The following is a 22,751-nucleotide window of genomic DNA, read 5'->3' on the forward strand; positions in this document are numbered from 1 at the left end:
TGAAAAGAGAACAGTGCATGCCCCGCTTTGCCGCCAATCTCTCCATGATGTTCACCGACGTTCCGTTCCTCGACCGCTTCGACGCTGCGGCGAAGGCCGGCTTCACCGCGGTGGAATTCCTGTTTCCCTATGATCACCCGGCCGAGGCCGTCGGCGAACGGCTGAAGCGCAACGGCCTGACGCAGGCACTATTCAATCTGCCGCCCGGCAATTGGGACGCCGGCGAAAAGGGATTTGCGGCGCTGCCGGAGCGTTTTGACGATCTGAAGCGAAGCCTTGAGACGGCGTTGCCTTACGCGACGGCGACCGGGGTCAAGCGGCTGCATCTGATGGCCGGCATCGCCCACCGAAGCGAACCAAAAGCGGTCGAACAGTTTTATAAATCGGTGGCGTGGGCCGCGGAATTCTTCGCGCCCCACGGCCTCGACGTCGTGATCGAGCCAATCAACTCGCGCAACGTGCCCGGCTACTTCCTCAACGATTTTGGCTTCGCGCGCGACCTGATCACCGAGCTGAAGATCCCGAACCTGAAACTGCAGTTCGACATCTATCACTGCCAGATCATTCATGGCGACGTCACCATGCGGCTGCGCGAGATGATGCCGATCACAGGCCACGTCCAGATCGCCAGCATTCCCTCGCGCAACGAACCCGACGGCGAGGAACTGAACTATCCGTTCCTGTTCGCCGAACTCGACCGGCTCGGCTATGGCGGCTTCGTCGGCTGCGAATATAACCCGCGGGCCAAGACCACCGACGGCCTCGGCTGGTTCAAGCCCTATGCCGGAGTAAAGCCGTGAAACTGTCTCTTGGCTGCATCGCCGACGACTACACCGGCGCCTCCGACCTCGCCAACACCCTGACCCGTCAGGGCCTGCGCACGGTGCAGACCATCGGCGTACCGTCGGACGACCTCGTGCTGCCGGAGGTCGACGCGGTCGTGGTGTCGCTCAAGAGCCGTTCGATCGCGGCTGATGTTGCGGTTGATCGCTCCCGCGCGGCCGAAAAATGGCTGCGTGGCCGCGGCGCCGGTCACGTGCTGTTCAAGATCTGCTCGACCTTCGATTCCACCGAGGCCGGCAATATCGGCCCTGTCATGGATGCGCTACGCGCCGATTCCGGCGATGCGATCGTGCTGGTGACGCCGGCCTTTCCGGAAACCGGCCGCACCGTCTATCAGGGCAACCTGTTTGTCGGTTCCGTGCCACTGAATGAAAGCCCGCTGAACGATCACCCGCTCAACCCGATGCATGATTCCAATCTGGTGCGGGTGCTGGCGCGCCAGAGCCGGACCAAGGTCGGGCTGGTCGATCTCGCCACGCTGTCGCGCGGCACCGATCCGGTTCGCGGACGGCTCGCCGATCTCGCGGGCAAGGGTCTCGGCGCCGCGATCATCGACGCGGTGTTCGACCGCGATCTGGAAACCATCGGCGCCGTCGCGCTGGATCATCGGCTGTCGGTCGGCGCGTCCGGCATTGGCCTTGGCCTCGCCCGGGCGCTGGTCGCCTCCGGCAAGGTCAAATCGGCTTCGGCTGGCGCGGTGGCCGGCGCCCCGCTTGGCGGACCGGCGGCATGTCTGGCGGGGAGCTGCTCGCAGGCGACGCTGGCCCAGATTGCCAACGCCGAAAAGGCCATGGCCGTGCTGCATCTCGATCCCGAACAGGTCGTTGCAGGGCCCGCCGAGGTGCAGCGCGGGCTGGCCTGGGCGAGCGAGCGAATCAGCGATGGACCCGTCCTGATCGCCTCAAGCTCGACGCCGGACCAGGTGGCAGCTCTGCAATCTCGTCATGGCCGCGATGCAGCTGGGCATGCCATTGAGCAGGCGATGGCGGACATTGCGGAAGGTTTGGTGCGCTCCGGCGTGCGGCGGCTGGTGGTCGCCGGTGGTGAAACTTCAGGCGCCGTGGTCGATCGCCTGCACATTCCCGGATTCCTCGTAGGCGCAGAAATCGCTGCAGGAGTGCCGGTTTTGCGTGCCGTCGGCGCCGACCAGGGCGACATGTTGCTTGCCCTGAAATCAGGCAATTTCGGCGGGGCGGAGTTTTTCTCCGATGCTCTGAAGCTGATGCGCTGATCGCCGCGCCGGCGTTCATGGCCCGGCGCCATCCGACGCGTACGTATTTTTACCCCGACGTCGTTAACTCAACCTGAGGACGTGTCGGGTTCTATTTCGCAACGCGATCCTTTTGATTCCCCGCTGCCTCGTCACGTTCGGCGTTCCCTCACGCCCAAAACCAAGAGATTCCCGCCATGCTCGCCAAATACTCCATCCGCACCAAGATCATCACCGTCGTGGCATTCCTGCTCGTCGCAATGACGGGAATGGGCCTGCTCGCGGTCAGGAACATGCGCGCCATCAACGCCAATACGGTGGATATTTCGACGAGCTGGCTGCCGAGCGTCCGCGTGCTCGGCGATCTGCGCGCCGGCGTCATCACCTACCGCAACGTGATCCGCGAGCACATGCTGTCCGAGACGCTGGAAGAGAAGCTGGCGCAGGAAAAGACGCTCGCCACCGTCGTCGAGAGCAACGCCAAGATCCGCGCCACCTATGAGCCGCTGATCACCACGCCGGAAGAGCGCGTCCTGTACAATGAATGGGTCAAGCTGTGGGAAAGCTACAAGAAGGGCACCGAGGAGGTCATGGCGCTGTCCCGCAAGGCGGTCGGCCAGATTGCCCGTGAGGCCCATGAGCTGAACACCAAGACGGTCAACAAGATCGGGCTGGATGCCGATGCCGTCCTGAGGAAGGACATCGACCTCAACAACGCCGGCGCCGACAAGGCGGCAAGCGATGCGGCCGACAGCTACGCCTCGGCGCTTATGATGCTGGCCGTGATCCTCGGCGCGGCGGTCATCGCCGGTATCACCGTCAGCGCCTATCTGGTTCGCGACGTCTCTAGCGGCATCGCCTCCATCGTTGCTCCGATGCAGGCGCTGGGCAAAGGCGATCTGAACGCGGACGTGCCGCATCAGGGCGAAAAGACCGAAATCGGCGCCATGGCGGATACGCTGCAGGTGTTCAAGCAGGAGCTGATCGCCAAGAAGGCCGCCGACGAGGCCGCGGCGCTCGACGCCGAAGCCAAGATCGAACGCGGCCGCCGCGTTGACGGCATCACCCGCAATTTCGAAAGCGTGATAGGAGAGATCGTGCAGACGGTATCGTCGGCTTCGACACAACTCGAAGCCTCCGCCGGCACGCTGTCTGCGACGGCCGAACGGTCGCAGACGCTGACGTCAACGGTGGCGTCGGCTTCCGGGGAAGCCTCTGCCAACGTGCAGTCGGTGGCATCGGCGACCGAAGAGCTGTCCTCCTCGGTCACCGAGATCGGCCGTCAGGTGCAGGAATCGGCGCGGATGGCAACCGATGCGGTGGGCCAGGCCCGCGTCACCAACGATCGGGTCAGCCAGCTGTCCAAGGCGGCGAGCCGTATCGGCGACGTGGTCGAGCTCATCAACACCATCGCTGGCCAGACCAATTTGCTGGCGCTCAACGCCACCATCGAGGCGGCGCGCGCCGGCGACGCCGGCCGCGGCTTTGCGGTCGTGGCGTCGGAAGTGAAGGCGCTCGCCGAGCAGACGGCAAAAGCCACCGGCGAGATCAGCCAGCAGATTACCGGCATTCAGGGCGCGACCCAGGAGTCGGTCAATGCGATCAAGGAGATCAGCGGCACCATTGAACGGTTGGCAGAGATTTCCTCGGCCATCGCGGCTGCCGTGGAAGAGCAAGGCGCGGCGACGCAGGAAATTTCGCGCAACGTCCAGCAGGCTGCCCGCGGAACCCAGCAGGTTTCCTCCAACATCTCCGACGTGCAACGCGGTGCCGGAGAGACCGGCGCCGCCTCCTCGCAGGTGCTCTCGGCGGCGCAGTCGCTGTCGGGCGACAGCCATCGCCTGAAGCTCGAAGTCGGCCGGTTTCTGGATTCGGTCCGGGCGGCCTGACGAACGGGTCGGCGGCAGACAAAGGGCCCGTCTTCCGGAAGGGAGCCGGGCCTTTTCTCGTCTGACGCGAATCTGGCGGGACTGCAACCCGATACCTCCGCGCAAGCGGAAATTAACCGGTCCCGGCTACGCTGCCGGTAATTTCGGGACCGCGCGCGCAGGTTGCTGGTTCCGCTGCCGAGCAAATTCCGCTTCCGGAAAACTTGCTTCAGAAAATTTGGGGTCGTCGACATGATCAAGCTCAACCGCATCGGAAACAAACTGGGCTTGGCCGGGGCGGTCGGCGTCTTGCTGGCGATCGGCATGGTGGCCAACCAGATAATCACCGAATCTGCGGTCACGGCTGCCAATGATCGGGCTGCCCGCTCGCAGAAGGTGGCCGATACCTCGCTGGAGGCACATCTCGAACTTCGCAAGATACAGCTCGCCGCCCGCGATATCAGGCTGGCGCGAACTCCCGCCGATGTCGAAAAGACTGTCGCCGACCTGCAGCGGCACAAGGCCGCCATGGCGAAGGACATCGAGGCCGCGCTCGAAACGGCAAAGATGACGGCCACCCAGGATCGGCTGCAGAAGACCAAGGCCCTGATGGAAGGCTTTACGGCTGCCGTGGAAGATCTCGCCAAGGCGCAGATCACGCTGCTGGCGCAGATCGACAAGCGCTCGGCCGTCTCGGATGAATGGACCAAGGCCGTCGCGGCGCAGCTGGGTTCGCCCGCCATGGCGAAGCTGGACAACCGCCTTGAGATCGAACGTCTGCTGTTTCAGGCCGATGCAAGGGTGAGCACGCTGCGGGCGGCGGCCTGGAAGCTCGGCGCCACCGGCGATGCCAATTTGGTCACCGAGATGGCCAAGACCGAGGCCTCGCTGAAGGATGTCTTCAACAAGCTGCGCGGAGAGGCGGACGACCGCGAGTTGCTGGTCGTGGTCAGCAACCTGTCTTCGATCGTCAAGCGCTTCCTGGCCTCCAACGAGGAAGCCGTAAAGACCGAGCAGGTAAAGAACGACATCATCATCAACCGCACCACCAAGTCCGCCGCCGATGCCGCCGATCTGATGGAAGCAACGGTCGAGAATTCCAAGAAGAATGCGCAGACCTCCAAGGAAGAGGTGGTCGCCGAAACAGCGCAGGCCAACCGGATCAGCCTGGTCATGGCCCTCGTCGTCGTCGTGTCGCTGATCGGGTCGGTGGTGTTTTCCTTCCTTGGCGTCGCACGTCCGATGACGCGCCTGAACGGTGCGTTGGGCAGGATGGCCGGCGGCGATCTCGACGTCGAGATTCCGGGCGCCGGCCGCGGCGACGAAATCGGCGACCTCGCCAAGACGGTGACCGTCATTCGCGAGAACGCCGAGCACAAGGCGCGCGAGGAAGCCGAGACCAAGATCAACCAGGACCAGGTCGCGGCGCAGCGGCGCAAGGCCGAAATGATCAAGCTCGCCGACGATTTCGAAGGCGCGGTCGGCAAGATCGTGGAGACCGTGTCCTCGGCGTCGACCGAACTCGAAGCCTCCGCCGGCACGCTGACGGCAACCGCCGAACGGGCCCAGGAGCTGACCACGATGGTGGCCGCGGCTTCCGAGGAAGCCTCCACCAATGTGCAGTCGGTGGCCTCCTCCACCGAGGAGATGGCCTCGTCCATCACCGAGATCGGCCGGCAGGTTCAGGAATCGGCGCGGATGGCCAATGAGGCCGTCGATCAGGCCCGCACCACCAATGATCGCGTCAGCGAATTGTCGAAGGCGGCAGCCCGCATCGGCGCGGTGGTCGAGCTCATCAACACCATCGCCGAGCAGACCAATCTGCTTGCGCTCAACGCCACCATCGAGGCGGCGCGCGCCGGCGATGCCGGCCGCGGTTTTGCCGTCGTGGCGTCCGAGGTCAAGGCGCTGGCGGAACAAACCTCGAAGGCGACCGGCGAGATCGGCCAGCAGATCACCGGCATCCAGGCCGCGACCGAGGAGTCGGTCGGGGCGATCCAGGCGATCAGCTCCACGATCGAGAAGCTGTCGGAGATCTCCTCGACCATTGCGGCCGCCGTGGAAGAGCAGGGCGCCGCGACCCAGGAAATCTCCCGCAATGTGCAGCAGGCCGCCCGCGGCACCCAGCAGGTCTCTGCCAACATCACCGATGTGCAGCGCGGCGCCGGCGAGACCGGCACGGCTTCTTCGCAGGTGCTCTCCTCGGCCCAGTCGTTGTCGTCGGACAGTGGCCGTCTCAAGCGCGAGGTCGGCAAGTTCCTCAATTCGGTGCGGGCGGCATAAGCAGCCGATCGATCCTGCCCAGGATAGCCCGTCACTGAACAAGGGGCGGGCTTTTTGCCGTTCGGGACCCGAGGCAAAGCCGGCTCCGACGCCGGCATCGTCCCGCTGAATCACCGCCTTGCTGGCGCCGGCCGCGCAGGGCGTAGTTAACAGAAACTCGGTATATCTACTGAGTAGCAATTAACGGGAAGAGAGCAGGCTGACATATACGATTCCGCGCAATGGGACCGACAACCCCTGTCGCGGAGATCACACATGTTTGGAATGATAGGCCGGGCCAGGATGACGGTTGGCCGAAGGATCTATGCCCTGATCTGCCTCAGCTTTATCGGGCTGCTGGGCGTTGCTTTTCTCGGCTCGCGCGAGCTGGCATCGAGCCTCGATCAGCAGAAGCAGATCGAATTGCAGCACCTCGGCGAGCTCGCGCTTGGCATCGTCAAGGAAGAGCATGCTGCGGCACAGAAGGGCGGCGTTTCGGACGCCGACGCCCAGAAGCGCGCGATGGCGCGGCTCGCGGCGCTCCGCTACGGCAACAACGACTATTTCTGGATCAACGACATGCATCCGAAGATGGTGATGCATCCGATCAAGCCGGAAATGAACGGCAACGATCTGTCGTCCTACAAGGATCCGAACGGCAAGCTGTTGTTCGTCGACTTCGTCGATACGGTCAAAAAGAGCGGCTCAGGCTTCGTTCCCTATGAGTGGCCCAAGCCGGGCTTCGACAAACCGCAGCCGAAATTGTCCTACGTGGTCGGCTTCGCGCCGTGGAACTGGGTCGTCGGCACCGGCGTCTATATCGACGACCTGAAGGCGCAGGCCTGGGCTTCGACCCAGCGCTCCCTGATCGTCATCGGCGTGATCCTGCTGTTCATGCTCGCTGTCTCGATCTTCGTGGCGCGCAGCGTCACCGCACCGCTGCAGCTTATGACCGTCACCATGAACGACCTTGCCAGCGGCAACCTCGCCGTCGAAGTGCCGGGCATCGGGCGCGGCGACGAGATCGGCGAGATGGCCAAGGCCGTCGAAGTATTCAAGAGCAACGCCGTTGCCCGCCAGTCGCTGGAGGCGGAGCAGCGCGCCGCAGAGACCCGGGCTGTCGCGAGCCGCAAGGCGGACATGAACAAGATGGCCGACGATTTCGAGGCGGCGGTCGGCCGGATCGTCGAAACGGTGTCGTCTGCGTCCGGCCAGCTCGAGGCCTCGGCGGGTACGCTCACGGCGACCGCGGAACGCGCGCAGGAACTCGCGACGACGGTCGCGGCGGCCTCCGAGGAAGCCTCCACCAACGTCCAATCGGTGGCCTCCGCCACCGAGGAGATGGCTTCATCCGTCACCGAGATCAGCCGCCAGGTGCAGCAATCGGCGCGGATGGCCAATGACGCCGTCGATCAGGCGCGGTTCACCAACGAACGCGTCAGCGAATTGTCGAAGGCGGCAACCCGCATCGGCGACGTCGTCGAGCTGATCAACACCATCGCGGGCCAGACCAATCTGCTGGCGCTCAACGCCACCATCGAGGCGGCGCGCGCCGGCGAAGCCGGCCGCGGCTTCGCGGTCGTGGCGTCCGAGGTCAAGGCGCTGGCCGAGCAGACCGCAAAGGCCACCGGCGAGATCGGCCAGCAGGTCACCGGCATCCAGGCGGCGACCCAGGAATCGGTGAACGCGATCCAGGCGATCAGCGGCACGATTGAAAAACTGTCGGAGATTTCGTCGACCATCGCAGCCGCCGTGGAAGAGCAGGGCGCCGCGACGCAGGAGATTTCCCGCAACGTGCAGCAGGCGGCGACGGGTACCCAGCAGGTGTCCTCCAACATCGGCGACGTGCAGCGCGGCGCCAGCGAAACCGGATCTGCGTCCTCGCAGGTGCTCGCGGCCGCGCAATCGCTCTCGGGCGACTCCAACCGCCTCAAGCTCGAGGTCGGCAGGTTCCTCGACTCGGTACGGGCGGCATGATCGTAGCGTTTTCGAGCGAAGTGGATGCCGGTTCGCATAGCAATCAAGCTTGCGCAGATTGCGTAGACTTATCTGCGGTAGAAAACGGTCAAAACAAGAATCTAGCGCCGACAATTCGGTCCGAAGCCGGCGTCTGATACCGCTTTGCGACCGGCAATGATTCGAATCAGAAGCGCAGGCTGCCTTCAGGAAGCCGGTTGTTCGGCTGTATGAGGAACAGGAAACATCCCTAGATCGTAAAATAGCGATTGCGGCATCAGCCGACCAATCGCGTTGCGTGAAACTTGTGGCGAATGTGGCCAACGAATTTCCGAAATCGGGAAAACTCGGTAATATACAAAGGCATCGTGAAGGTCTGATGCCAGAATCTGATGCCATATGTTCCGCGTCAATGAAGACGCGCCAGGACTCAAGACGCTTCATCCGATGGCAGGGCGCATCGAGGCACCCATCCGCCATGGTCAAGTTGCGCGTACGATCCCTCTCATTTCCGGCTAGCGCTTTTTTTCGTTGTTGCGACGATCGCTACCGACGGCTCGGATGACCGCCGCGTGTCGTTGCTTGATGAACTAGTTGACTCTGACTTCGTGAAGATCAGCCGGTCTCCGGATTTCGATCATTTTCGGAGCATCGAAGGATTGGGCGAGGCAAACAGCATTCCGCTCGATTGCCGGGACTTTGCCGCGTCATTCGCCTCGCTGCGGCTGAAGGCCTGCACGATCTATCTGCAGCGCACATTTCCGCGAATCCTTCAGGTGCAATATTCCACGACCGGGGCGATCGTCGGTCTGCTGATGGACGATGCGGCGTCGCTGATCCTGAACGGTGTGGAGGCTCGCGCGCCAGCCTTCCTGCTGGTCAAAGGCAGCGCAAAATGTGAGATCGTGGAGCAACAGTCCAATCTGGTCGCCTTCGTGAACTTCGATTCCATCGACGATCGCGGCTGGCCGGGCGAGTTCGACCGCGCTCAGGTGATTGCGACGGAACCTGCCAAATCCGATGCGCTTCGCACGACGTTGCGCGATGTCCTGACACTCGCATCGCATTCGCCTGAAACTCTGGTTCAGCCTGCTGTGATCGAGAGTATCGAAGAATCGATCCTGCAGGCGGTCGATCTGGCGATGGCTGCCGCATCGCCGGCATCCGAAGCCAAGCGCCTCAGTCTGAACCACTATCTGTCGCTGGTCCGGAAATTCGACGAGTTCGTCGCCGTCAACGCCGGCAAGACGCTGTACAGCGCCGACGTGGCACGACAGCTCGGGGTCTCGGTCCGGACGCTGCATAACGCCGTGGTTGCGATTCGCGGCATGAGCATGCATCGGTATATGCGGCTGCGGCGGCTGTGGAGCGTGCGTCAGCAACTGCTGCGGGGGGCGTCGCTGCAATCGATCAAGGCGGTCGCACTAGTGAACGGCTTCTGGCACATGGGCGAGTTCACCGCGCTGTACCGCGAGTTGTTTGGCGAAACGCCGCAGCAGACCTTGTCGGCGGCACGTAAGAATACGGATAGTCAGTCGTAATACCGGCGAAGCGAGCGACGGCACCGTAGTTCTACGATTTGCCCGAGTCTCTCTGCTTAGCCCCCGATTAACCATCGTATGAAACCTTAGCGACATGAGTGCCGCTCTGTGGCTTCGCCGCAGGAGCCCTTCGTTCGCAACGAACGGCTCGTCCAAATGTTCGGCCCGGCGCTTTTCAACCGTGATCCCGCAGGGCGGGAAACAACGGCATAGCTGCGATTTCAGTGACCCAGGTATTTTTTAAGGACGCCTATCATGTCGAGCATCACACGTTTCCTTCTCAATCTCTCGATCGGCGCCAAACTTGGCATCGCCTCGGGCCTCGGTGTGCTGCTCGTCGCCACGATGGTGATTGTCCAGATCCGGTCCAACACGGCGACGCGCGATCTCGACGCGCGCATGGCCGGACAGCAGACGATCGCCCGCGACGCGGTGGACGCCAAGGCCTCGCTGCGCGGCATGCAGATCGGCATCCGTGACCTGCGCCTCGCCGATAACGCGGCGGACCTGCAGAAGGCAAAGGACTACGTGTCGGCCCGACTGACGTCGCTCAACAAGTTTGCCGACGAGATGCAACAACTGTCGAAATCCACCGAAAACCGCGCGCGCATCGAACACCTCAAAGCGAGAGCGGCGGATTATGGGAAAGGTGCCGAGCAGATCGCGAAGGTTCGCGGCGAGGCGGTTGCTGCGGCTGGCGGCGGCGCCGATGCTGCGGCGCGGGTTGCCAAGCTGAATGAAGAAGTCATGCGCATCGCGCGCGCGGTAACGCTGCCGATCGTTGCAGAAATCGAGCCGCTCAGCGACCAGATCGCCAATTTCGCCAAGCACAACGTGGAAGAACAGGCTGCGCAGGGAGCACGGGAAATGGCAACGTCCGAGTGGGAATCCCTGGCACTCGGTATCGGCACGGTTCTGTTGCTGATCGTAACCAGCATTTTCTCCTTCTTCACCATCGCCCGCCCGATGCGCGCATTGAGCGTATCAATGGAAGAACTCGCCGGCGGCAATTTCGCCGTGGTGCTGCCGGGCCTCGGCCGCAAGGACGAACTCGGCGCGGTCGCCGGCGCCGTCGAGAAATTCAAGGTCGTCTCGGAACAGAAGGCGCGCGAGGAGGCGGAGGCCAAGATGAAGCAAGATCAGATCGCGGCCCAGCAGCGCAAGGCCGACATGGTCAGACTGGCGGATTCCTTCGAGGCCGCCGTCGGCGAGATCGTCGAGACCGTGTCATCCGCGTCGACCGAACTCGAAGCTTCCGCCGGCACGCTGACGGCGACCGCCGAGCGCGCGCAGGAAGTGACGACCATGGTGGCAGCGGCTTCGGAAGAGGCATCCACCAACGTGCAGTCGGTGGCGTCGGCGACGGAGGAACTGTCCTCCTCGGTGAACGAGATCAGCCGCCAGGTGCAGGAATCGGCGCGGATGGCCGGCGAGGCCGTCGACCAGGCCCGTCACACCAATGACCGCGTTAGCGAATTGTCGAAGGCGGCCGCCCGCATCGGCGACGTGGTCGAACTCATCAACACCATCGCCGGCCAGACCAACCTCCTGGCGCTCAATGCCACCATCGAGGCGGCGCGCGCCGGTGAAGCCGGCCGCGGTTTTGCCGTCGTGGCCTCAGAAGTGAAGGCGCTGGCGGAACAGACCGCGAAGGCCACCGGCGAGATCGGGCAGCAGATTACCAGCATCCAGGGCGCGACCCAGGAGTCGGTAGACGCGATCCAGGCGATCAGCGGCACCATCGAAAGGCTGTCCGAGATCGCCTCGACTATTGCGGCGGCGGTGGAAGAGCAGGGCGCGGCGACGCAGGAAATCTCGCGCAACGTGCAGCAGGCGGCCCAGGGCACGCAGCAGGTCTCCTCCAACATCACCGACGTGCAGCGCGGCGCCAGCGAGACCGGCTCGGCCTCGTCGCAGGTGCTCTCCGCGGCGCAGTCGCTGTCGTCGGACTCCAACCGCCTCAAGCTCGAAGTCGGCAAGTTCCTGGATTCGGTGCGGGCGGCTTGAGGCAGGCCCGCCCGAGCCGAGCTATGCCGGGGAAGTGAAGGGCGGCTGCGCTGCCGGAATTGGCCTTTTGGCCGCGCTTCGGCTAAATCAGCGCAGTCGACTGGGCTTTTTGCAGCGCCAGTTCCCATCCGGCTGTGGGGCCCTCGGGGAATGCTTCTTACATGATCGCGCTGGTCCGTATTGCACTGAGCCGGCCGTATACGTTTGTCGTGCTCGCCCTGCTGTTGTTGATCATCGGGCCGCTGGCTGCACTGCGCACGCCGACTGATATCTTTCCGGACATCCGGATTCCCGTCATCGGGGTAGTCTGGAATTATACCGGCCTGCCGCCGGACCAGATGTCCGGGCGCATCATCCTGCCGTTCCAGCGGGCGTTGACGACGACCGTCAACGATATCGAGCATATCGTCGCCAATTCCTATAACGGCATCGGCATCGTCAAGATCTTCTTCCAGCCCAACGTCGACATCCGTACCGCCAACGCCCAGGTGACGGCGATTTCGCAGACGCTGCTGAAGCAGATGCCCCCAGGAGCGACCCCGCCGCTCGTCCTCAACTACAGCGCATCCACCGTTCCAATCATCCAGGTGGCGCTGTCGGGCGAGGGGCTGACCGAGCAAAACCTGGCTGATATCGGCATCAACCAGCTGCGGACTCCGCTTGTCACCGTGCCGGGCGCCGCCATTCCCTATCCGTTCGGTGGCAAGCAGCGCCAGGTCCAGATCGACCTCATCCCCGCCGCGCTGCAGGCGCGCGGCCTGTCCGGGCAGGACGTCGCCAACGCGCTTGCCGCGCAGAACCTGATTACCCCCGTAGGCACCCAGAAGATCGGCCAGTTCGAATACAACATCCAGCTCAACAACTCGCCGCTCAAGATGGAAGAGCTTGGCAACCTGCCAATCAAGACGGTCAACGGTGCGATGGTCTATGTCGGCGACGTCGCCACCGTCCGCGACGGCAATCCGCCGCAAACCAACATCGTTCACGTCGACGGCAACCGCTCCGTCCTGATGATGGTGCTGAAGGCGGGCGCGACCTCGACGCTCGATATCATCGCCGGCATCAAGCAGAAGGTGATCGACGTCAAGGACCAGCTTCCTGACGCGCTCAAGATCGGCTTCATCGGCGACCAGTCGGTGTTCGTCCGCGGCGCGATCGAGGGCGTTGCCGTTGAAGGTGTCATCGCGGCGCTCCTGACCAGCGTGATGATCCTGCTGTTTCTCGGCAGCTGGCGTTCCACCGTCATCATCGCCATCTCGATCCCGCTGTCGGTGCTCGGCGCCATCATCATGCTGTCGGCGATCGGCGAGACGCTCAATATCATGACGCTCGGCGGCTTGGCGCTTGCGGTCGGCATCCTCGTCGACGACGCTACGGTCACCATCGAAAACATCAATTACCATCTGGAGCAGGGCAAGCCGGTCGAGCAGTCGATTCTGGACGGCGCCAACCAGATCGTGACGCCGGCGTTCGTGTCGCTGCTCTGCATCTGCATCGTGTTCGTGCCGATGTTCTTCCTGCAGGGTGTCGCGCGCTTCCTGTTCGTGCCGATGGCCGAAGCCGTGATGTTCGCAATGATCTGGTCGTTCATCCTGTCGCGCACGCTGGTGCCGACGATGGCGAAATATCTGCTGCAGCCGCATGTCCACCACGAGGGCGGACCGCCGAAGACGTACAATCCGCTGGTGCTGTTCCAGCGCGGCTTCGAGGCGCGGTTCGAGCGCATTCGCGGCACCTATCACGATCTTCTGTCGATGGCATTGCGGCGACGGCCGCTGTTCGTCACCGGCTTCCTCGGGGTAGTTGCGCTCTCGTTCCTGCTGGTGCCCTATCTCGGCCGCAACTTCTTTCCGGCCGTCGATGCCGGCAACATCCTGATGCATGTCCGTACCCAGATCGGCACCCGCGTCGAGGAGACCGCCAACCAGCTCGCCGACGTGCAGAAGGCGATCCGCAAGATCCTTCCGCCCGGCGAGATCGAGACGATGACCGACAATATCGGCATGCCGATCTCGGGCATCAACATGACCTACAACAACACCGGCGTGATCGGTCCGGCGGACGGCGACATTCAAATCAAGCTCAAGGAAGGTCACAAGCCGACAGAGCAGCACGTGCAGTTGCTTCGCGAGCAGTTGCCGCGGCAGTTCCCCGGCATGAGCTTCTCGTTCCTGCCGGCCGACATCGTCAGCCAGATCCTGAATTTCGGCGCCCCGGCGCCGATTGACCTGCAGATCCGCGGACCCAATTCGGAAGGTAATTTTTCGTACGCCAACAAGCTGCTGAGCCGCATCAAGAAGATTCCCGGGATCGCCGATGCGCGCATCCAGCAATCGCCGAACGCGCCCACCTTTAATATCGAGGTCGATCGCACCCGGGCACAGTATGTCGGCCTGACCGAACGCGACGTCACCAACAGCCTCGTGGTCAATCTGGCCGGCAGCGCGCAGGTGGCGCCCACTTATTATCTCAACCCCGACAACGGCGTGTCCTATTCGATCGTGATGCAGACGCCGCAATACAAGATGGACTCGCTCAGTGCGCTGCAGGGACTGCCGATCACGGCGACGGGCAATCCACAGGCGCCGATCCTGGGTGGCATTGCGGACCTGAAGCGCGCGACATCCAGCGCGGTTGTGTCCCAATACGACATCCAGCCGTTGGTGCAGATCTTCGCGACGCCGCAGGGCCGCGATCTCGGCGCGGTCTCCGCCGACGTCCGGGCTGCGATGGCAGACACGGCCAAGGACGTGCCCAAAGGCTCGTCGGTGGTGCTGCTCGGCCAGGTGCAGACCATGAACAGCTCCTTCTCCGGCCTGCTGTTCGGCCTGCTCGCTGCGGTGGTGCTGATCTATTTCCTGATCGTGGTGAACTTCCAGTCCTGGTCCGATCCTTTCGTGATCATCACGGCGCTGCCGGCGGCGCTCGCCGGCATCGTCTGGATGTTGTTCACGACCCAGACCACGCTGTCGGTGCCGGCGCTGACCGGCGCGATCATGTGCATGGGCGTGGCGACCGCCAACAGCGTACTGGTCATCAGCTTCGCGCGCGAGCGCTACGAAGAGCTCGGCGATCCCGTCGCCGCCGCTCTCGAAGCCGGCTTCGTCCGCTTCCGTCCGGTGCTGATGACGGCGCTTGCCATGATCATCGGCATGGCGCCGATGGCGCTGGGTCTCGGCGAGGGCGGCGAGCAGAACGCCCCGCTCGGGCGCGCCGTGATCGGCGGCCTGATTTTTGCAACGATCGCCACCCTGATGTTTGTTCCAGTGGTGTTCAGTATGGTACACAAGAAACAAGGCGCCAAAGCCGCCGCCTCACCGGAGATGCCGCATGCCCACTGAACCGAGCCCGCCGGTCTCACGCCGGAAGCTGGGCCTATTCGGGGTAGCGGCCTTGATCGGCGCGGGGCTGATCGTCGCCACCGGCATCCGTGCCCGCGAGGATTCCAGCGCGAAACTCAAGGAATGGACCGATGCGCAGGCGATTCCCTCGGTCGCCGTCGCGCTTCCGAGCGGGAGGGCGCTCAGCCCTACCATCGACCTGCCGGGCCGGCTGGAAGCCTATTCGCGCGCACCGATTTTTGCGCGTGTCAGCGGTTATCTCAAAAGCTGGAATGCGGACATCGGCGCGAAGGTCAGGGCAGGCGATGTGATCGCCGAGATCGAGGCGCCGGACCTCGATCAGCAGTTGCTGCAGGCGAGGGCCGATCTCGTCAGTCAGCAATCGAGCGCACAACTGTCGGAAGCAACGCTGACGCGCCGCAAATCGCTGCTCGCCTCGAACTTTGTCTCGATGCAGGAAATCGATGAGCGCACGGCGGACCTCAACAACAAGAAGGCCGCCGTCAAATCCGGCCAGGCCAACGTCGAACGGCTGGAAGCGCTCGCTGGCTACAAGAAGATCACGGTCCCCTTCGATGGCGTGGTCACTTCGCGCGACACGGACGTGGGCGCGCTGATCAATGCCGGCGGCGGCTCGGGTCCCCCGATGTTCGTGGTATCCGACATCGCCAGACTCCGCGTCTACGTCAACGTACCGCAGAACTATGTGCCCGCGATCAAGATCGGTGCGAAGGCTGCGCTGACGATGCCGGAATATCCGAACCGCACGTTTGCGGCGACGGTGGAGGCCTCCTCGCAATCGGTCGATGTATCTTCCGGGACGACCCGCATGCAGCTCGCACTCGACAATGCGAACGGCGAATTGATGCCGGGCGGCTATGCCAGCGTCCGCCTGCCGCTGCTGCGCGACGCCGTGCCGCTGCACATTCCCGCCAGTGCGCTGATCTTCAACAAGGATGGCCTGCGGGTCGCCACTGTCGGTCCAAACGACAGGGTGCTGTTCAAGACCGTGACGATCGCGCGCGATCTCGGCAAGGATATCGAGCTGGCCTCCGGCCTCGCAGCCGACGACCGCATTATCACCGCGCCGCCGGACGGTATCGCCGATGGCGACCAGGTCCGCGTGGTCGGTAGCGATGCCAAAGGCAAGCCCGCGACGGCGTCGGAGAAGCAGGACGTGAAGGGGTAGGGCTTCCCTTCATCTCGCGCTTATCCGAGCAGTGGATGCGCGTCGCTCCTTACCACCAGCGCGGTTGCACCGGCTGATACTCTTGGCCACCACGCCGGCGCGTATTGACGGCCTGAGGGTTCCAGGCCTGGAAAAAAGGGTTGAAGCCGTCGTCGTTGGGGCCGTCGACGAGGATATCCGGCGGCGTGGGCTTGCGCGTGATGAAGCCGCCTTGCGGCTGATTGCTCAGCACCGTGACGAACTCGGTGCGATAGTTGGTTTCTTTGCTCAGCGGCTCATCCGAGATGATGATCGAGGATCGCGGCAGCGCCGTCGGCGCGATGCGATCGAGCACCTCCTGCGGGATGGTGATGCGGTCGAGTGCGGACTTGGCGTCGTCTCCGTGGTCGATGGTGACCGCGGTCCAGCGCAGGCCCGATTCGTTGCGCGCCACCGCCGTGAACACATGCGTACCGATCGGCCTTTCGGGATTGCTGATCTTGACCGGAACCTCGATCGTTGCGTCGAACACCACGCCGCCGCCGTCGGGCGCCGGCTTCTGCGTCTGGCGGCGCACGTAAAGCTTTTGCGTCGCGCGGCTGACATAGATCGAGACCGGCTCGAGCGCGAGCTTGGCCTCGCTCGCCGCCTTGGCGGTGGCGGCCTTCCGCGCCTGGGCCACCTTGGCCGCTTCTTTCGCGGCGGCCGCGGCGTCGAGCTTCGATGTCGCGTCGGCCTTGGCGGCGTCGAGCTGCGTTCCCAGTTCCGCGGCCTTGGCGGTGGCCTTTTGCTTGAGGTCCTCGGCCCGCGCCCTGGTCTCGTCGGTCTTGGCTGAAACGAGCGCCTTCTCGGCGGAGGCGAGTTCCGCCTCAGCGCGGGCTTTCTGTCCCTCCAGCTTGCGCAGCGATGCCGTTAGCGAAGCCGTCTCGCGCGCGGCTGTCGCTGCGGCCTTCTTGGTCTCATCGGCCGCTTTGGCCGCCTCGCCCGCCTCGCGGGGCAGCGCCTCCGCCCTGGCCGGCGCGGCCGCGATGGCCTCCGCCTTCGGCACCAGCAGCGCCGGATGCGAGAATTCCACCGGCTCGGCGTTCTCGGGCGAGATGATCACTCGCATTCCGATTCGCGTCTTGTCGAACAGCTTTTCGGCAAAGCCGAACGGCATCCGCACGCAGCCGTGGGAGGCCGCGTAGCCGGGCAGGGGCCCGCCGTGCAGAGCGATGCCGTTCCAGGTGATGCGCTGCATGTTCGGCATCGAGGCATCGTCATACATGTTCGAGTGGTGATCTTTTTCCTTGTCGACGACCGCAAAGACGCCGGCCGGCGTCTCGCGTCCCGTGGTTCCGGTCGACACCGGCGCGCGCAGGATCCACCCTTCGGTATCGTATAAAGTGACGTGCTGGGTCCTGATCGACACGATGGCCATGATCGGCTCGCCGGCATCGCGCGCGGCGGTCGTCTCCTTGATAGCGGCTGGACGCGGTGCCTGTCTCGCCGCGGCGTCGGCGGTCAGCGCCGTCAGGGCGGCCATCGCCGCGAACGTCATGATGGCAGGAGGAACCCAACGCCGCGCCGCCGCAGTGGTTCGCGCGGTCCTGGATCGATTTGCCATGTCATTCCCTGGTCGAGATGCCTGTCGGTGCTTCGTTAACTCATACACGACAGTCCGCGCGGGGCGAAGTGCGGTTAGCTGACGCAAGCGGGGACGGGAACCGGGGGCGTGTGGCTATCCCACCCGCCACTCCAGCACGCCATCCTCGGCCGTCACAACCTTGCCCACCGAGCCTACCGGCGTACGGTCCAGGTTCAGCAAATGCTCGAGCGTCGCACCGTCATTGGCGGGGATGCGGGCCAGCGCCCGCGCGTCGGCCTCGGTACGCATCATCACTACGCCGTGCTCGACCTCACCCTTGCCCTTGTAGATCACGGTGAACGCCTCGACCTTGCCCTTACCGTTGGCTTCGGTGACGAAGTCCGGCACGGCCCGTTTACGCCGGTCGGCCTCGGCCTGCACGCTGGTCTCCTGCTCAAGGGACTGCTTCGGCGCCTCGCGTGACAGCACCAGGCCATGATGCTTGGTAACAAACCCGCCCTGGCCGTAGAGCAGGCCGAGCTTGCCCTTGTTGCGCAGGCTGCGCACCATCGCGATGGCGGCGTGCGTCATATAGGTGTTGAGCGGCGCGCCGAAGAAGGTGAGGCCGCCGGTTACCGTCGGCTGCACGTCGGGGCCCAAGCCCAGCGTCCGCCGCGCCATCTTGGGCACGCAGGGGAAGCAGCTATAGAGCTCAATGGCGTCAAATTTCTTGCCGTCGCCTTCGACCAGATCCATCACTGCCTTCAGTACCGCGTTCTGCGGATGGCTTTCGTAGAACTGGTCGCGCACCAGATAATCGCGCGGCTCTTCCGCCGAGGCGCCGCCGATCGGATAGATCAAGCGGTCTTCGGGTACGCCGGCCGCGCGGGCTTTTGCGAGCGACGTCAGCAGCACTGCGCCGCCCATGTTCACGGTCGGATTGGCTACCATCAGTTTTGTGTAGGGCCAGGCAATCAGCCGGTTCTCAGGCGTCGGCGTGGTGATCTCGTCAGCCGTAAAGCGCTTCTTCAGCCATGAATTTTCATTTCCGGAAGCGACGCGCGCATAGGTCGACCACAGCGCGCCGGATTCGGCGAGCGCCTCGCGCGGGGTCTGGCCCCAATGCGCTGATGTGGCGGATTCATACAGCGGATAGACCGTAATGGGGCGGAACACGCCGAGCTTCACCGCCATCGGCTTCTGGAACGCCGCGCCGCGCTTCGGCTCCTCGACGTCATGGGCGAACGGCGTCCACGGCAGCGTGATGCCGCCGCGCTCGGCCTTGGTTGCGGTGGATTGCGCTTCCGCGCCGCAGACCACCGCCACGCTGCATTCGCCGCGGGCGATGCGCTTTGCGGCTTCGTGGATGTAGCGGATCGGGCTCTCGCCGCCGACCGGACCGTAATAACAATGCGCCGGATTGGCGCCGAGCCGCGCCGCGAGCTGCTTCTCGGGATCGCGGTAACGCCAGCTCAGGAAATTGACGACGTCGAGCGAGCCGAGTTCCCCGAGCAGTTTTGCCCCGCTATCCGCCTCCGCCCGCCGCACCGCTGCTTCGAGCAGTGCCAGTGGTTCGAGGCCGGCGGCGATGTCCTTGGGTCGGTCGGCGATTTCGCCGACGCCGACGATGACGGGAATGCGGTCTTCGGGGAGGGGGGAGTTGTTGTTCGGCATTTTTTCTTGTTTCGCTTTCTAGAGAGTCAATTCGCAGTTCGCTATTCCGTCATTGCGAGCGAAGCGAAGCAATCCATGGTGCGGCAAAGGAAGTATGGATTGCTTCGTCGCTTACGCTCCCTTGCGCAAACGCTTCGCGTTTGTCGCAGGCAATGACGTGGAGAGGCCTTCACTCCTCCATCAGCATATTCATATGCTCCACCGCGTCGGCGAAATCTTCCTTGAATTCCTGCACCACGGCGCCGGCCGACTTTACGCTGTCAATCAGTCCGACGCCCTGGCCGACAAAGTAACTCACGAGATCGCGCGCCTGTGCATTCCCTGCGGCGGCGGCGCGGTCGATCGAGTTGAAGGCGTCGCGGCTGATGATGCTCTGCAGCGGCATCGGCAGCGCGCCAGGGCTGTCCGGTCCGCGGTCCCACGCGTCGGTCCACACCGAGCGCAATTGCCGCGCCGGCTTTCCGGTGCGGCCCTTGGAGCGGATCGCGTCGCGTGAGGAAGCCGCGATCATTTTCTCGCGGAAGATTTCGGTGGTCTCGGATTCCACCGTCGCCAGCCACACCGAGCCGGTCCACGCACCGGCTGCGCCCATCGCCATGCAGGCCGCCATCTGCCGCCCGGTCATGATGCCGCCGGCGGCCAGCACCGGCGCGTCGCAGATCGGCTTGATCGCCTTGATCACTTCGGGCACCAGCACCATAGTCGAGACCTCGCCGCAATGGCCGCCGGCCTCGGTGCCTTGGGCTACCAGGATATCGACGCCGGCCGCGACCTGCCGCAGCGCATGTTCCTTGGAGCCGATGAGGGCTGCAACCGGCACGCCATGCTTGCGGCCCTTGTCGATCATCGCCTTCGGCGGCACGCCGAGCGCGTTCGCGATTAGCTTGATCGGATGGCGAAAGGAGACGTCGAGCACATCGAGCGCGCGCTGCGCGTCGAACGGCTGCGGCTGGTTGTCGGCGACGTTGGTCGTCGTCAGTTCGATGCCGTATTTCTTCAGGAGATTTCGGGTGAAGTCGCGATGCTGCGGCGAGATCCGCGCCTCCAGGCTTTTCCAGGTGACGTCCTTTTCGCCCGCGGTCGAAATGTTTTCCGGGATCAGCACGTCGAGCCCGTAGGGCTTGCCGTCGGTGTGATCGTCGATCCATTTCAGTTCCAGCTCGATGGTCTCCGGCGAGTGCGCGGTCGCGCCCAGCACGCCAAAGCCGCCGGCGCGGCTGACAGCCGCGACCACGTCGCGACAATGGCTGAAGGCGAGCAGCGGAAACTCAATTCCCAGCATGTCGCAGATCGGCGATTTCATGGTGTGTCCTCCCGTGGCCGCATTTCCGCTAGCTGCTCGGCGTTTCCGGCGACGCTAGCCCAAGCAAGGCTTGCATGCCAAGCACTACCAGTCCGCATAATGGATCGGCCTTCATCCTCATCCTGAAGAGCCGCGTTAGCGGCGTCTCGAGGGATGAAAGCCCGGCTGTCGCAATAGCGGGGCAACATGGTTCGAGACGGCGCTGACGCGCCTCCTCACCGTGAGGAACGGGCAATTCCATCTCGTAGAATATGCAATGCCATGCGGCCCATTTGCGTCTTGCGCTTTGGCGCTACGGAAGGAATGCTGTTTGCCAAATCAAAGAAAACATCAGGGAGCCCTTATTCATGTCCGCAATGCCATCTGCCGCCGCCAAATCTACCGAGACTTACGACGTCGTCGTGGTCGGTGCTGGCTTTGCCGGTATGTACATGCTGCACCGGCTGCGCGGGCAGGGCATGACGGCGCGGGTTTTTGAGCAGGGCTCGGGTGTCGGCGGCACCTGGTACTGGAACCGCTATCCCGGCGCGCGTTGCGACGTCGAGAGCATGCAATATTCCTATTCGTTCTCCGAAGAGCTGCAGCAGGAATGGGACTGGAGCGAGCGTTACGCGCCGCAGCCGGAGATCTTGCAATACGCCAACCATGTCGCGGATCGTTTCGACCTGCGTCCTGACATCCAGTTCAACACCCGCGTCGAAAGTGCCGTGTTCGACGAGACGACTTCGCTGTGGTCGGTCTCGACCTCGGACGGCAGGACGGTCGCCGCAAAATTTGTCGTGCTCGCCACCGGCTGCCTGTCGAATGCGCGGATGCCCGACATCAAGGGTCTCGATCAATTCAAGGGCAAGGTCTACCACACCGGTCACTGGCCGCACGAAGCGGTCGATTTCAGCGGCCAGCGCGTCGGCGTCATCGGCACGGGATCGTCGGCGATCCAGTCGGTGCCGGTCATTGCCGAACAGGCGAGCCAGCTGACGGTATTCCAGCGCACTGCGAATTTCTCCATTCCCGCCCGCAACGCTGCGCTCAGCGAGCAGGAGCGGGAGAAGTTTCGCGCCAACTATCCGGAGATCAGGCGCTTTGCGCGCGAGGTGGCGAAGAATGGCATCTATACCGAGGTGCCCGATCGCGGCGCGCTCGACGATGGCGACAACGAGCGGCGCTCGAATTACCAGGCGCGCTGGGACCGCGGCGGGCTCACCTTCATGTCGGTCTACAACAATCTCGGGCTCGACAAGACGGCCAACGACACCGCCGCGAATTTCGTCCGCGAAAAAATCGCCGAGATCGTCAAGGACCCGGAAACGGCAAAGCTGCTGCAGCCGAACAACCATCCGATCGGCTCCAAACGTATCTGCATCGACACCGATTATTTTGCAGCCTTCAATCGTCCCAACGTGGCGCTGGTCGACATCAGGTCCAATCCGATCGAGGAGATCACGGAGAATGCCGTGCGCGTCGGCGGCGAGGATTACGAAGTCGATGCGCTGGTGCTGGCGACCGGTTTTGACGCCATGACGGGGTCGGTGGCGAAGATCGATATTCGCGGCCGGGACGGCAGGACGCTGAACGACAAATGGTCCGCAGGTCCACGCACCTATCTCGGGCTGATGAGCGCAGGCTTTCCCAATCTCTTTGTCATCACCGGCCCGGGCAGCCCATCGGTGCTGTCGAACATGATTGTCTCGATCGAGCAGCATGTCGACTGGATCGCCGACTGCATGGCCTATATGCGCGACCAGGGTCTCGATACGATGGAGGCGAGCCAGGACGCCGAAGACAAATGGGTCACTCACGTCAACGAGGTCGCCTACACCACGCTCTATCCGACGGCCAATTCCTGGTACATGGGCGCCAACGTCCCGGGCAAGCCGAGGATTTTCATGCCCTATATCGGCGGTGTCGGCCCTTACCGGCAGATCTGCAATGACGTCGCGGCCAAGGGATATGAGGGCTTTGTGATGGAGCGGGTCGAACAGCCGCTGGAAGTGGCGGTGTCCTGACGTCT

At 63.6% G+C, this 22,751-nt stretch carries 13 protein-coding genes; 10 read left to right on the forward strand and 3 right to left on the reverse strand.

All coding sequences use genetic code 11. The features are described from left to right. Positions 1 to 17: 17 nt before the first annotated feature. The 9 genes from otnI to ACPPVP_RS14210 all read left to right on the forward strand — a co-directional run bounded on the left by otnI (position 18) and on the right by ACPPVP_RS14210 (position 16,217). Positions 18 to 800: a 2-oxo-tetronate isomerase gene (gene otnI, locus ACPPVP_RS14170; protein ID WP_426535196.1), complete on the forward strand. Its 783-nt coding sequence runs from the start codon at positions 18 to 20 to the stop codon at positions 798 to 800. Next, positions 797 to 2,074 carry a 3-oxo-tetronate kinase gene (otnK, locus tag ACPPVP_RS14175; protein ID WP_426535198.1) on the forward strand — a complete coding sequence of 426 codons (1,278 nt, stop codon included), beginning with the start codon at positions 797 to 799 and terminating at the stop codon, positions 2,072 to 2,074. The genes otnI and otnK overlap by 4 nt, the downstream gene beginning before the upstream one ends. A 176-nt stretch (positions 2,075 to 2,250) precedes the next feature. Next, entirely contained in the window at positions 2,251 to 3,942 is a 1,692-nt protein-coding gene (locus tag ACPPVP_RS14180) for a methyl-accepting chemotaxis protein (protein WP_426535200.1), read from the forward strand. 231 nt (positions 3,943 to 4,173) lie between these two features. After that, entirely contained in the window at positions 4,174 to 6,204 is a 2,031-nt protein-coding gene (locus tag ACPPVP_RS14185) for a methyl-accepting chemotaxis protein (RefSeq protein WP_426535202.1), read from the forward strand. A gap of 255 nt (positions 6,205 to 6,459) precedes the next feature. Further along, complete coding sequence (locus tag ACPPVP_RS14190) at positions 6,460 to 8,160, forward strand: methyl-accepting chemotaxis protein (protein ID WP_426535204.1); 1,701 nt, start codon at positions 6,460 to 6,462, stop codon at positions 8,158 to 8,160. 794 nt (positions 8,161 to 8,954) lie between these two features. Then, positions 8,955 to 9,680: a helix-turn-helix domain-containing protein gene (locus ACPPVP_RS14195; protein WP_426535206.1), complete on the forward strand. Its 726-nt coding sequence runs from the start codon at positions 8,955 to 8,957 to the stop codon at positions 9,678 to 9,680. Positions 9,681 to 9,935: 255 nt separating this feature from the next. Further along, positions 9,936 to 11,687, forward strand: coding sequence for a methyl-accepting chemotaxis protein (locus ACPPVP_RS14200; protein ID WP_426535208.1), 1,752 nt, complete (start codon positions 9,936 to 9,938; stop codon positions 11,685 to 11,687). Between the two features lie 161 nt (positions 11,688 to 11,848). Next, positions 11,849 to 15,028, forward strand: a complete 3,180-nt coding sequence (locus ACPPVP_RS14205) for an efflux RND transporter permease subunit (protein ID WP_426535210.1) — start codon at positions 11,849 to 11,851, stop codon at positions 15,026 to 15,028. Further along, complete coding sequence (locus ACPPVP_RS14210; RefSeq protein ID WP_426535212.1) at positions 15,018 to 16,217, forward strand: efflux RND transporter periplasmic adaptor subunit; 1,200 nt, start codon at positions 15,018 to 15,020, stop codon at positions 16,215 to 16,217. Before ACPPVP_RS14205 ends, ACPPVP_RS14210 begins: the two co-directional genes overlap by 11 nt. A 49-nt stretch (positions 16,218 to 16,266) precedes the next feature. Here ACPPVP_RS14210 and ACPPVP_RS14215 read toward each other — a convergent pair whose 3' ends face one another. The 3 genes from ACPPVP_RS14215 to ACPPVP_RS14225 all read right to left on the reverse strand — a co-directional run bounded on the left by ACPPVP_RS14215 (position 16,267) and on the right by ACPPVP_RS14225 (position 20,740). Next, positions 16,267 to 17,802 (reverse strand): L,D-transpeptidase, encoded by a 1,536-nt coding sequence (locus tag ACPPVP_RS14215; RefSeq protein ID WP_426535214.1) that lies wholly within the window; start codon positions 17,800 to 17,802, stop codon positions 16,267 to 16,269. Positions 17,803 to 17,916: 114 nt separating this feature from the next. Next, positions 17,917 to 19,437: an acetyl-CoA acetyltransferase gene (locus tag ACPPVP_RS14220; RefSeq protein WP_426535216.1), complete on the reverse strand. Its 1,521-nt coding sequence runs from the start codon at positions 19,435 to 19,437 to the stop codon at positions 17,917 to 17,919. Positions 19,438 to 19,606: 169 nt separating this feature from the next. After that, entirely contained in the window at positions 19,607 to 20,740 is a 1,134-nt protein-coding gene (locus tag ACPPVP_RS14225; protein ID WP_426535218.1) for a nitronate monooxygenase, read from the reverse strand. Positions 20,741 to 21,087: 347 nt separating this feature from the next. Between ACPPVP_RS14225 and ACPPVP_RS14230 the strand changes: the two genes are divergently transcribed. After that, complete coding sequence (locus tag ACPPVP_RS14230; protein ID WP_426535219.1) at positions 21,088 to 22,746, forward strand: flavin-containing monooxygenase; 1,659 nt, start codon at positions 21,088 to 21,090, stop codon at positions 22,744 to 22,746. Positions 22,747 to 22,751 lie beyond the last annotated feature (5 nt).

Source organism: Bradyrhizobium sp. McL0615 (genome assembly GCF_049993905.1).
In the GTDB taxonomy this organism is placed as follows: Bacteria; Pseudomonadota; Alphaproteobacteria; order Rhizobiales; family Xanthobacteraceae; genus Bradyrhizobium.